Genomic DNA, 12,007 nt, shown 5'->3' on the forward strand with positions numbered 1-12,007 from the left:
GAGGGGGCTCACCGCTCCGCGCGCAGCAGTAAAGAGACGATAAATGCGCCCCCCAGCCCCGCCGTAATGATGCCGATGGGCAGTTCCTGATGGGGGATCAGGCTGCGGCTGAGCATGTCGCCGCCGGTCAGCAGTATCGCCCCCAGCAAGCCGCACATCGGCACGGACAAACGGTGACGCACGCCCACCAGACGTCGGGCCAGATAAGGCACCATCAGCCCGACAAAACCGATCACGCCCGTCAGTGAAACGAGAAACGCCGTGGACAGTGCGCAGCACAGAAAGGTCTCGGTTCGCAAGCGCGCTACGTTGACCCCCATCGAATGGGCAGTCTGCTCTCCTGCCAACAGCGCGTCCAGCGCCCGCCAACGCAGCGCGGTAAACCCGACCAGCAGCACGAAACTCACTAGCGGAATGAACAGATTTTCCCAACGCGCCAGCCCCAACCCACCCAGCGACCAAAACAAGACCGAACCGGCCGCCCGCTGATCGCCGGAAAATACCAGATAGCTGGTGAGTGCGCTGAACAAAAATGAGACCGCCAGGCCGCAGACGATAAGCTGCTCGGCACGCCTGATCCGGCTGACGCGAAACAGTACCATCACCGCCATCGCAGACAAAATGCCGCCAGCGAAAGCGGACAGCGGCAACGTCAACGCACCCAGCGCATCCCCGAAGCGCGTGATGACCAGCACCGCGCCGGCAGAGGCGCCGGAGGAGAGCCCAAACAAAAAAGGGTCGGCCAGCTCATTGCGGGTGGTGGTCTGCAGCAGCGCGCCGGTCATCGCCAGCCCGGCGCCGGTCAATGCAGCCAGCAAGGCTCTGGGCACCCGCAGTTGCACGACGATGGTATCCAGCATGCCGGAGAGCGGGGCAGATGAAAGCCCCAATGCCGCCATCGTCTGCCGCCATGACAGCGCAACGCTGCCCAACTGCAGGCTCCAGATCATTAACCCGCACAATATCAACAGCGCCAGCGGTGCGAGCAACATAAACCGTCCGGTCGGCGCATTCATTTGGTGGCCGGCGCGTACAACGCCCGCGCCAGCTTTTCCACCGCGCCGATATTGGCCGGCCCCGGCGTCAGCTCCGCATACTGCAGTTTCAGGTAGCGGTGGTGCTGCACGGCAGGCGTCAATTTCATCAATGGGTGAGACTCGAGGAAGCGCCGCAGCGCATCGGCACCCGAGCCGGTCTGGTAATCCAGCAGAATAATGAAGTCGGGCTCTGCAGCCGCTACCGCCTCCCAGGACGCCGTCGTCCAGCTCGCAGGCAAACCGTCCATCACGTTGTGGCCGCCAGCCGCCTCGATAATCGCCGTCGGCATGGCGTATTTGCCACTGGTGAAAGGCTTCTCCTCACCCGAATCATAGACGAACACCTTGAGCGGCGGCTGTCCCGCAGGCCTGGCCGGAAGCGCGGCTAACCGGCGCTGCCATCCCTCAACCAACGCGGCGGCCTCTCGCTGCTTGCCGAAAATTTTGCCGAGCTTCAGTTCATCGTCATACAGCAGGTTCATATCGGCCTTCTGCGGCCGCCCGCCAGCCTGCACGCAGCTCTCGCCCAGCACCAGCGTTTTGATGCCGAACGGGGCGAGCTTCTCCGGCGTGACGTCACCGCCGATCTTCATGCCATAGTTCCAGCCGGCGAAGAAGAAATCCGGTTGTGCCACCAGCAACGTTTCCAAAGCGGGATATTTCGGTGCCAGTTCGGGAATGTGACCCATTGCGGCCTTGAAGTCAGGCGTCAGTTTGTACCAGCCGGTGATGCCGGTCAGCCCGACAATGCGATCCTGCAGGTGCAGTGCAAAGGCCATCTCAGCCATGTTGATGTCATTGATGACGGCGCGCTGCGGCGCCTGATTGAAGGTAACCGGCATACCGCAGCTTTCTACGGTGACGGGAAAATTTTCGGCCGCCGCCGACCTGGCGGCCAGCAACAGAAGCAGGATGAATACGCGTGCGTTCATGTTTCTCTCTGGTTTATCAAGCGCAATGTGGAACGTCAAAAATACGCAGCGTTTTGCCGCTGGCGGGATGCGCTACTTTGAAACTGTTCATGCCGAACACCGGAAAAATCACCCGGGTCTGCAACACCGCCTCAGGCGTACCGCAGGCCACCTGACGGCTTTCGTTAAGCACCAGGATGCGATCGGCAAACGCCTCTGCCACGGGCAGATCGTGCAGAACCGCAATCACGGCGATATCCTTATTTTTCACTAACGACAGCAGCGCCGAGCGCCCGGGCGGATCGAGATGATTAGTCGGTTCATCCAGTAACAACAGGCTGGGAGACTGCGCCAACGCTCGGGCCAGCGCAGCGCGCTGACGCTGACCGCCCGAGAGCCGCCCCAGCGGATGGTGCCTGAGCGGCGCCAGCCCGGTTTCCCCGATGGCCTCGTCAACGATACTTTTTCCCGCCGCAGAGCGTTCGCCATGCGGTAAACGGCCCAACGCTACGTAGTCCTCAACCAACAGCCGCAAATCCGGCAGATCGTTTTGTGCCAGAAAGGCGATGCTTCTGGCGCGTTCCGCCGCAGGCCAATCGGACAAGGCGCGACCGCGCCAGTAAATGCCGCCGCTGTCCGGCCGCGTTTCGCCGATCAGGGCGCGCAACAGGCTCGACTTACCGCTGCCGTTAGGGCCTATCACCGCCAGCTTCTCACCAGAGCGGAGCGCGAAATGGATGTTATCGAGTATCAATGCCTCACGGTGACCGATCAGGCTAACCCCATCGACACGGAGGATGTCGTGAACTGAATTCATTATGCATTTTCTGTTACGTTATAACATATAAATTCTTTTATCACGATTGCCCGCCTTCTGCAAAAGCGAATCGCAAAGTCTTTTGCCGCACGCGTTGCACATACCGGTCAACTTGGGTATGTTTGATGCGGATAGTTTCATTCACGGTTTTCAGGAACTCACATGACCTACCTGGCGCACAGCACAGATCCTACAGACGCGACCGCTCCGGCCGTCGTTCTGCTGTGCGCATCCTCAGCCCCACCCGCCGTTTTCTCTGTCGTTACCGCGGTAGCCGCTTACCCGCCACGCTCTGTGGTTGTGCGCTAAGCCAAGCCGAAGATCTCACCTCCAGCTTTACTTGATTTGCGCTCAGGCGTAGAACGCCGCGCCTGCTGGAGCTTATTATTTTCACGACAGGTGAAAACAAAATGCGATTCATTTCTCACTGGGCCAACGCCGGCCTGGCTACGCTATTCGTTCTGCTCTGGAGCAGCGGCGCAATTTTCTCGCGCTGGGGGCTGGAGCACGCTTCCGCCTTCGCTTTCCTTTTCTTTCGTTGCGCTATCGCGCTGGCACTGCTGTTGGCTATCGGCCTGTGGCAACGGCAATGCTTACCGGCTGCCGGCACCCGTCTTCGGGTGGCGCTGATCGGTCTGCTTATGATCGGCAGCTACCAGATTTGTTATCTGCTGGCGCTGGAACAGGGCATCACTCCCGGCGTGCTGGCGACGCTGCTCGGCGTTCAACCGATACTTACCCAGTTCGTTACCGAACGCCGCTGCTCAGGGTTGCGCGGCTTAGGCCTGCTGCTGGCGATGGCCGGACTGACGCTGGTGGTGTATCAAAGCCTGATGATTGCCCACTTCTCACTGGTCGGTATGCTGTGCGCCTTTATTGCGTTGGGGTGCATGACCGCCGGCACCCTGTTGCAAAAGGGCCTGAGCCAACCCCCGCTGGCGGTATTGCCGTTACAGTACGCGGTTGGCTTGCTGATGTGCACGCTGGTGCTGCCGTTTGAGCCGCTGCGGGTCGATTGGGGCGTGGCATTTGTTCTGCCGCTGCTGTGGATGGCGGTGGTGATTTCGGTGTTGGCCACCTTCCTGCTGTACCGGCTGATCCAGCGCGGCAACCTGGTGCAGGTCACCAGCCTGTTCTATCTGATCCCGGCGGTGACCGCCCTGCTGGATTATCTGCTGCTCGGCCATGCGCTGGCAGCCATCAGCATGCTGGGCATGGTGGCTATTCTGGGCGGTGTGATGCTGGTGTTTCGCCAACCCTAGACAGCAAAAGCCCCTCACGCCAGGCCGGCGTGAGGGGCTAACACTCAATCACTTCAGAACAACCAGGAACCATACCCCCACAGCAGCACCGTGACCCCGAGCAGTAACTCAAGCAACAGGATGCCGATGGCAAAGGTAGAGCTGGAGAAAATAAAGCCTTCTTTACTGTCGATATTCAGGAAGTGAGGTATACCCAGATTCAACAGATAGCCCGAATAACACAGGCCAATCACGCCGACAAACAGGCACAGCCACACTACGGGATACAGCGCCACGATGCCGCTGAGGAACATCGGGGTGGCGACATAGCCGGCAAACACCATGCAACGATGCAGGCTCGGGCGAACTTCATAGCGGCGCGCCATCCAGTGGATCACTTTCCCCATGATTGCCACACCCGCCAACATCAGCAGGTAAAATGCGACCGCCGTGTAAGAAGCCGTGAACATGTCGAGCCGGATAGCGTGCCCTTCGCCGGAGAGCCAGCCCAATTGGGTGGTCCCGATAAACGCGCAGATCACCGGGATCAACGCCAGCAACAGCACGTGGTGGGTGTAAAGGTGCGAGACGCTTTCGTTCTCGCTTTTAATGTGTTCGAACTCGGTGCTTGGATGCGCCAGAAGTCCCCAAACATGATTAACCATGAGACACCTCCTCCATCGCCGTAGGTCGCGATCGGCGAACGAATTTACCCCTCTGACGGATTGCTAACCGTGCGAGGATTGCGGCCACGGGGCTCTCTCCCCTGTACTAATTATAGTCTTTCGCTGAAAAAACGTTCAGAAAGCACAGACGCGGCGGCAGTTTGTTTTATAATTCCCGCCTGCTCTATCCGCCGTGAGGAATGCCATGTCATCCGCCATTACTGTCCGCCAGGCCGGCATCGTCGATGTCGTCGCCGGGCAAAATGTCACCGTCGTTCAGCCCTGCAATTTGTACGGCTGCCGACTCGGTGATGGGGTGTTCGTCGGGCCCTTTGTCGAAATCCAAAAAAACGTCAGCATTGGCGCCCGCAGTAAAATCCAGTCTCACAGCTTTATCTGTGAATATGTCACCATCGGCGACGACTGTTTTATCGGCCACAACGTGACCTTCGCCAACGATCTGTTCAAAGACGGCGCCCCCAATGCCGATCCGGCAAGCTGGGGCCGCACGCGGATTGGCGACGGCGTTTCCATCGGCTCCGGCGCCACGGTTTTGGCGGTAGAAATCTGCAGCGGAGCGGTGATCGGTGCCGGTGCGGTGGTCACCAAAAACATCACCCGCAAGGGCGTCTATGCCGGCAATCCAGCCCGCCTGCTAAGGGAACTGACGCCATGAGCGAAGCGATTCAAATTACCCCGGTCACCCAGTTGCCCGACGGATACTTGACCGGCTGCGACTTCAGCTTTCAGATTGCCCACTACGCCCAGCCGGTTTTCGGCACGCCGGTCGACGGTTGGCCGCTGTTGCCGGTGACGCCGTTTCGCAAGCACTACCCGCTGGCGCCGTTCGTCAATGATGAAAGCGAAACCTTTCTGGCACGTCATCGCGGGGAAGCGGTCGGCCATATCACGCTGAGCAATAACTGGAACGGCTATGCGCTCATCGAAGAGATTGTCGTCAGCGCTCACGTACGCCGGCTCGGCGTCGCCACGGCGCTGCTAGAGAGCGCACGGCTCTGGGCACATCGTCACGAAACCGCCGGGCTGATGCTGGAAACGCAAAATACCAACTTGCCTGCCTGCCGCTGCTACCAACGCTTTGGTTTTATTCTTGGCGGCATCGATCACCTGCTGTACCGCGCTCAACCGGACATCGCCGATCACGAAATTGCCCTGTTCTGGTATTTGCCGTTCAACAGCGAAATCGGTTATTAAGCGATCGCCTAACGTTGAGGCTATGTTTAAACATTAACCCTTCTGGCCTTGGTGAGAACTGTTATCATTTTAACGATCGCCTACCGAAACCATTGGAGGGTAAAATGTACAAGGTAGTTTCAATGATATTGGCTATTGCGCTTAGCGGTTGTGCAGATAAAATTCCGGTAGGGCAAACACCTGAGCCCATCACTACCCCACCTGCAGATCTCAAGGCCAGCATGGACAACGACACGTTAAACAAACTCAATGAGCTTCTTGCCCTGCGCGCCAAGGCAACGCCCGACCAACGGCAGGATAACGGCCGCATGATCGACCTGCTGTCACGACCTTTCCTCGGCACGCCCTACGTCGCCAACAGGCTGATTGGCTCACAGAATACGCCGGAAGAACTGGTGATTGACTTCCGCGGTCTGGATTGCTTCACCTACATCGATTATGTCGATGCGCTGCGACAGGCCGACAGCCAGGCAGACTTTGTGCAACGGCTGATTCAAATCCGCTATGCCAATGGCGACATCAGCTTCCCGCAGCGCAAACACTTTTTCACCGACTGGTCGCATCTGGCCAAAACCAACGTCACGGACATTACGGCCACGCTCAGCCCGCATGCGGTGACGCTGGTGAAAAACCTTAATCAAAAGTCGGACGGCAGCAGCTATCTGCCAGGACTGATAAACGTTCGACGCAGCATTACCTATCTGCCCAGCGAGGCGATTGACGACAAGGTCCTCGCCCGGTTGCACACCGGCGATTACATCGGCATTTATACCAACCTGGCCGGCCTCGACGTCACCCATACCGGTATCTATATCATGACCGAAAACGGCCCGGTGTTGCGCAATGCCTCGTCGCGTAAAGAGAATATGCAGGTGGTGGACTCGCCGTTTATGGAGTACGTCCAGGCTACGCCGGGCATCGTGGTGCTGCGCGCCAAATAACATTCCCCTCCCCCTTCTGGCTTTGCGCTTGCCGCTAACGGCGTAGCCTCTTGCAAGACGGGGGATTTAAAACTTCCCGTTATGAGCTATAAGCGTTTGTGCTGAGCAAGCGTTTGACTTCCCCGCAGGTTCAGGCTTAGCTAGCAGCACAAAACCAACTGATTTTATTGTTTTTTTCAGGGAGTACTCGATGACCAAAAGCTGGCGTTTTGCCCCTCTGCTGGCGGCGTTTGCCGCGGTGCTGGCGCTGCAGGGCTGTGAACAGAAAACCGATCGGAATCACATCAAGGTGGGGGTCATTAACGGCGCGGAACAGGACGTGGCGGAAGTTGCCAAGCAGGTGGCGAAAGAGAAGTACGGCCTGGATGTTGAACTGGTCGGCTTCAGCGGTTCGCTGCTGCCCAACGACGCCACCGACAAAGGCGAGCTGGATGCCAACGTTTTCCAACACCGGCCGTTCCTCGAACAGCAGAATAAAGATCACGGCTACAAACTGGTGGCGGTAGGCAACACCTTCGTGTTCCCGATGGCCGGCTATTCGAAAAAAATCAAATCGCTGAAAGAGCTGCAGGACGGCGCGGTTATCGCTATCCCGTTGGATCCCACCAACCTTGGCCGCGCATTGCTGCTGCTGGAGAAAACCGGTCTGATTCAGCTCAAACCGGGCAAGGGGTTATTGCCGACCTCGCTGGATATCAGCGCCAACCCGCATAACTACAAGATTATGGAGCTGGAAGGCGCACAGCTGCCGCAGCTGCTGGACGACCCCAAAGTCACCGTGGCTATCATCAGCACCACCTACATCAACCAAACTGGCCTTACGCCCACCAAGGACGGCATTTTTATCGAGGACAAGGATTCGCCGTACACCAACATCATCGTGACGCGTGAAGACAACAAGGACGCGCCGAACGTACAAAACTTCATCAAAGCCTACGAGTCGGATGAAGTGGCCAAAGCCGCCGAAAAGATCTTTAACGGCGGCGCGGTCAAAGGTTGGTAATACCGCGCTCCACTGGCGAGCACTTGTGAAGGTGCTCGCATTTTTAATCTTTCCCTAAGTTCAGTCCCTTCCCATCGCCGCCCTCGGTTCGGCAGCCAGCCAAAAGCATTCTGCAACTCATTACCGCCCCAAACGCCAGCCGCACCGCACCGGGCAAATCATCGGCCGCGCAACGCCCAACATTCTCTGCGTTCATCCCCGTTTACAGCCACATTTGCAGGGCGATGGCCAAAAATTGCTTTGGCAAAAGTGTCGACTACAATTCAATCGAAATACCTCCCTACAAAGTCATCATTCAATAATATTAGAGGTGATTATGTTACAGAAGCACGAAAATGTAATAAGTATGACTACGCTTAGCCATCAGGCCACCCAACAATTAACGCCGTCGTTTTCTGCCTTGCCCCATACGCAACACGCTGACGGGAAATACCGCTTACGGCGCTATTCGGTAGTCAAACATCTCAATGGCCATGTGGTCGAGGTTGGCCCACGCAATTTCGTTCAGTCCGATGAGATCAATCACTTCCAGGGCAATGTAGTACGCCATTTTGAACCCATTGATACCGACGTGTTGCAAAGCGCCGGCATGGATGAAATGTGTAATCTGTTCGCAGAAAGCAATGATTTACCAGATGGCGCGGAGATAGAAATTCACCAGATGCGCGTGGTCGCCATTCATAATGAAACGCAGGTCGCGCCGGAAGGGATCCATCAGGATGGTTTTGATCATATCGCGATGATTGCTATCCATCGGCAGAATATTGTTGGCGGCGAAATCATGCTATACGCCGATAATCACCAGCCCCCCTTCTTTAAAAAAGCGCTGGCGGACGGCGAAGCCGTTTTACTGGCAGACAGCAAGTTATGGCATAACGCCACGCCGATCAGCGCCATTGTCCCGGAAGAAGAAGGACACCTGGATATCTTTGTCCTGACTGCTCGCGGAGAAAAAGCATGACCTTTACGCCCGAGCTCGCCCGAGCCCAGTTTAGCGCGCTGACCCAGCATTATAACGATCAACCGGTGATCTTCTTCGATGGCCCTGGCGGGTCTCAGGTTTCGCGAGGCGTACTGGAAAAAATGACGGACTACCTGGGGAAATATAACGCCAACCTGGGCGGACACTATTTTTCCAGCCACCTGACCGGCGAAGTGATGAATCATGCCAGGGAATCGGTGCGCGCCTTATTAAATGCGCCGACGCCCGATAACATCATTTTTGGCATGAATATGACCTCGCTGACATTCCATCTCAGCCGAATCATTAGCCGTCACTGGCAGGCCGGCGATGAGATTATCGTCACCGAGCTGGATCACTACGCCAATGTCTCCAGTTGGCAACAGGCGGCAAACGATAAACAAGTCACCGTACATCAAATCCCCCTGCAACAATCAGACTGCTCTTTGGATACTGCCCGACTGTGCGAACAGATCACCGCTAAAACCCGTCTGGTGGCGGTGACCTACGCGTCCAACGTGACCGGCAGCATCGTCGATATTAAAACCATCACCGAAGCCGCTCACCGGGTCGGCGCTCAGGTTTATGTCGATGCGGTGCACTATGCCCCACACAATCTGATCGATGTGCAGGCATTGGGCTGCGACTTTTTAGTGTGCTCCGCCTATAAATTCTTTGGTCCGCACATCGGCATGGCTTATATCGCGCCGCAATGGTTACAGCGGCTGCACCCCTATAAAGTCGAACCGGCTACCGACGCGGGGCCGGGACGTTTTGAGACCGGTACTCAGAGTTTTGAAGGGTTGGCAGGGGTCACTGCAGCCGTTGAGTACCTGGCGCAATGGGGAACGCCCGGCGCGTCTTTAAGGCAGCGTTTGCAGGAAAGTTTTGCCGACTATCATCGCCATGAAGAGAACCTGTGCCGCTATTTTTTGCAGCGCTTGCAGCAAATAGACGATGTACAGCTGTACGGTTCCCCTCTGGCGGATAGCCAACGCCGCACGCCGACGTTTGCACTGACCTTTAAGCGCGATGCTCCTGAACAGGTGGCGCGCCGGTTAGGCCGGCACAATATCTGCGTCGGCAGCGGGCACTTCTATGCTCAAGGATTGATCCAACGGTTAAATCTGCAAGACAGCGGCGGCGTACTGCGCATTGGGATGATGCATTACAACACCCTGCAGGAAATCGACACGCTGTTTGAGCTGCTCGTCAGCGAAAGGTAGCAGCGCCTCAGTACACAGGTTCGCAAAGTCCAGCCTACTGGCTGGGCTTTGACGAAGTTCCCTACGACCCAGCCCCTTCTCCGTTGCCCAAAATATCCTTATCACTGCTATTGACCCTTACGCTGCGTCAGGCTTTAGTATCCCGGCACGCACAAGGGAGGAGCATACCGATGTTATTGAAAGTGGGCGACCTGGCCCGCCGTTCCGGCATTACCGTCCGGACGCTGCATTATTACCACAGTATTGGCTTGCTGGTTCCTTCTGCGCGTTCCGACGCCGGGTATCGGTTATACAACCGGGCTGACATCACTCGCTTGCACCACATTCAGGCGCTGCGCCGAATGGGGGTCACACTGGCAGAGGTCGGGGCAATATTGGCTCGTTCGGGGATGACGCTCACCTCGGTGATAGAACAGCAAATCGCCATGCTGGAGCGGCAGTTGGTACAGACCGCCGCGCTGCGCGATCGTCTGCAGCATATGCACGCTCAGCTCACCGCCGGGGACGAACCGGAACTGAACGACTGGCTGACTACGTTGGAGTTAATGACCATGTACGATAAATATTTTACCGCAGACGAACTGGCCCAGTTGCCTTTCTATCAGGCCGACCCGAGCCGCAATCAGGAGTGGGCCGAGCTGGTCGGCAGCATGCGCCAGTTGATCGATGGCGGCGTTGAGCCACAGACGTTGCAGGCTCAGGCGCTGGCTCGTCGTTGGATGCTGATGCTGGAACGCGATACGGCGCGCAATCCGGCGTTTCTCACCCGACTGAATGCCATGCATGCCGATGAACCTGCGATACGCGAACAAACCGGCATTACCCCGGCAATGACCGACTATGTGACCCGCGCATTCGCCGAAACCAAGCTGTCGATCTACCAGAAATACCTGTCGGCGGAAGAATACGCCTATGTGCGCCAGCACTACTTTACCCGCCTGCAGGAGTGGCCAGCGCTGATCGCCCAGTTCCATCAGGCGCTCAATGACGGCATCCCTCCCGAGTCAGATCGGGCAAAACGCCTGGCAGCGCAATGGCTTGAACTGTTCCAGTCCTATGCCGGTACCGATCCGGCCACCCAAATGAAAATCCGTCAGGCCATGGAGCAGGAGCCGACGCTGACGGAAGGCACCTGGCTGACCCCGCCGCTATTACGCTACCTGCAGCAGGCGGTGGCGCAGTTAATGCGTGGCTAGTTTGAGCTTCTCTTGATATCCGGTGCAGGCAAAACTCGTCATGCGCCGGTATTTGGCTTGGCGGATAGGCCTGTTTTTTTTTATCTTCAGCATAAGAAAGCCCAATTTACCTTGTCGCCGGACGCGGCGCATAATGCACTTATCTTCTGATTTCCAAGGTAAACAGGACTCACCATGCCCCCTATCACCCCGTTGATCCTCGTCGACGCTACGCCAAACGACCTCGCCGCTATTCAACAGATTTACGCTCATCACGTGTTGTTTGGCGCAGCCTCGTTTGAGGAAACGCCGCCAACGCAGGAAGAGATGCAACAGCGGCTAAGCAAGGTGCAGGAGGCCGGGTTGCCCTGGCTGGTGGCCAAACGGGCGGATCTTGTCGTCGGGTACTGCTACGCCACGCCTTATCGACCGCGTCCAGCCTATCGGTTTACCGTGGAAGAGTCGGTGTATATCGCCGAGGGGCAACAGGGTCAGGGCATCGGTAAAGCGCTCCTGAGCGAATTGATCGCCCGCTGCGAACGGGGGCCCTGGCGCCAAATGCTGGCCATCGTCGGCAATGCCGGGGAAAACCATGGCTCGCTGGCTTTGCATCAAAAACTGGGGTTTGGCAGCGTGGGGACGCTAAAGGCGGTAGGGTTTAAATTGGGCGAGTGGCGCGACACCCATATCATGCAGCGTGCGTTAGGCGAAGGTGACGTCAATCACCCCTGATGGGCTTGCCGCAGGCAATTTGTGAATTATCGACTACAGTAAATAATGATTTCATCAGGTTAGCGGAAACTCGCGCCGTCATT

General features: G+C 57.2%; 13 protein-coding genes. 9 read left to right on the top strand and 4 right to left on the bottom strand.

Annotated elements, in window-relative coordinates; translation table 11 throughout:
• Positions 1 to 8 precede the first annotated feature (8 nt).
• Genes H5P17_RS03630 through H5P17_RS03640 form a run of 3 tightly spaced genes read right to left on the bottom strand, consistent with a single transcriptional unit; the run spans position 9 to position 2,702 of the window.
• Entirely contained in the window at positions 9 to 1,016 is a 1,008-nt protein-coding gene (locus H5P17_RS03630; RefSeq protein WP_182821306.1) for an iron ABC transporter permease, read from the bottom strand.
• On the bottom strand, positions 1,013 to 1,969 hold the full coding sequence (locus H5P17_RS03635) for an ABC transporter substrate-binding protein (RefSeq protein WP_182821308.1): 957 nt from the start codon (positions 1,967 to 1,969) through the stop codon (positions 1,013 to 1,015). The genes H5P17_RS03630 and H5P17_RS03635 overlap by 4 nt, the downstream gene beginning before the upstream one ends.
• A gap of 16 nt (positions 1,970 to 1,985) precedes the next feature.
• Positions 1,986 to 2,702, bottom strand: a complete 717-nt coding sequence (locus H5P17_RS03640) for an ABC transporter ATP-binding protein (protein WP_182821381.1) — start codon at positions 2,700 to 2,702, stop codon at positions 1,986 to 1,988.
• A gap of 473 nt (positions 2,703 to 3,175) precedes the next feature.
• Between H5P17_RS03640 and H5P17_RS03645 the strand changes: the two genes are divergently transcribed.
• Positions 3,176 to 4,027: a DMT family transporter gene (locus tag H5P17_RS03645; RefSeq protein ID WP_182821310.1), complete on the top strand. Its 852-nt coding sequence runs from the start codon at positions 3,176 to 3,178 to the stop codon at positions 4,025 to 4,027.
• 53 nt (positions 4,028 to 4,080) lie between these two features.
• On the opposite strand, the gene H5P17_RS03650 is transcribed toward H5P17_RS03645, so the two are convergent.
• Entirely contained in the window at positions 4,081 to 4,671 is a 591-nt protein-coding gene (locus H5P17_RS03650; RefSeq protein WP_020825776.1) for a Yip1 family protein, read from the bottom strand.
• Between the two features lie 205 nt (positions 4,672 to 4,876).
• Here H5P17_RS03650 and H5P17_RS03655 point away from each other — a divergent pair, with 205 nt between their 5' ends.
• The 8 genes from H5P17_RS03655 (at position 4,877) to H5P17_RS03690 (ending at position 11,924) form a co-directional block, all read left to right on the top strand.
• Positions 4,877 to 5,347 carry an acyltransferase gene (locus H5P17_RS03655; RefSeq protein ID WP_044549038.1) on the top strand — a complete coding sequence of 157 codons (471 nt, stop codon included), beginning with the start codon at positions 4,877 to 4,879 and terminating at the stop codon, positions 5,345 to 5,347.
• Positions 5,344 to 5,886: a GNAT family N-acetyltransferase gene (locus tag H5P17_RS03660; protein ID WP_182821312.1), complete on the top strand. Its 543-nt coding sequence runs from the start codon at positions 5,344 to 5,346 to the stop codon at positions 5,884 to 5,886. The genes H5P17_RS03655 and H5P17_RS03660 overlap by 4 nt, the downstream gene beginning before the upstream one ends.
• 104 nt (positions 5,887 to 5,990) lie before the next feature.
• Positions 5,991 to 6,827 carry a DUF1460 domain-containing protein gene (locus H5P17_RS03665; RefSeq protein ID WP_182821314.1) on the top strand — a complete coding sequence of 279 codons (837 nt, stop codon included), beginning with the start codon at positions 5,991 to 5,993 and terminating at the stop codon, positions 6,825 to 6,827.
• A 190-nt stretch (positions 6,828 to 7,017) separates the two neighbouring features.
• A complete protein-coding gene (locus tag H5P17_RS03670; RefSeq protein WP_182821316.1) occupies positions 7,018 to 7,830 on the top strand; it encodes a MetQ/NlpA family lipoprotein in 813 nt (270 codons plus the stop codon).
• A gap of 346 nt (positions 7,831 to 8,176) precedes the next feature.
• Positions 8,177 to 8,791, top strand: coding sequence for a 2OG-Fe dioxygenase family protein (locus tag H5P17_RS03675; RefSeq protein WP_156033791.1), 615 nt, complete (start codon positions 8,177 to 8,179; stop codon positions 8,789 to 8,791).
• The gene (locus H5P17_RS03680; protein WP_182821318.1) at positions 8,788 to 10,017 is read left to right on the top strand and encodes a cysteine desulfurase-like protein; all 1,230 of its coding nucleotides are present in this window, start codon (positions 8,788 to 8,790) and stop codon (positions 10,015 to 10,017) included. Before H5P17_RS03675 ends, H5P17_RS03680 begins: the two co-directional genes overlap by 4 nt.
• A gap of 170 nt (positions 10,018 to 10,187) precedes the next feature.
• Positions 10,188 to 11,213, top strand: coding sequence for a MerR family transcriptional regulator (locus tag H5P17_RS03685; protein WP_182821320.1), 1,026 nt, complete (start codon positions 10,188 to 10,190; stop codon positions 11,211 to 11,213).
• A gap of 174 nt (positions 11,214 to 11,387) precedes the next feature.
• Positions 11,388 to 11,924, top strand: coding sequence for a GNAT family N-acetyltransferase (locus H5P17_RS03690; protein ID WP_182821322.1), 537 nt, complete (start codon positions 11,388 to 11,390; stop codon positions 11,922 to 11,924).
• Positions 11,925 to 12,007 lie beyond the last annotated feature (83 nt).

Origin of the sequence: Serratia sp. OS31, assembly GCF_014164835.1 — a bacterium.
Taxonomy (GTDB): Bacteria; Pseudomonadota; Gammaproteobacteria; order Enterobacterales; family Enterobacteriaceae; genus Serratia; species Serratia liquefaciens_A.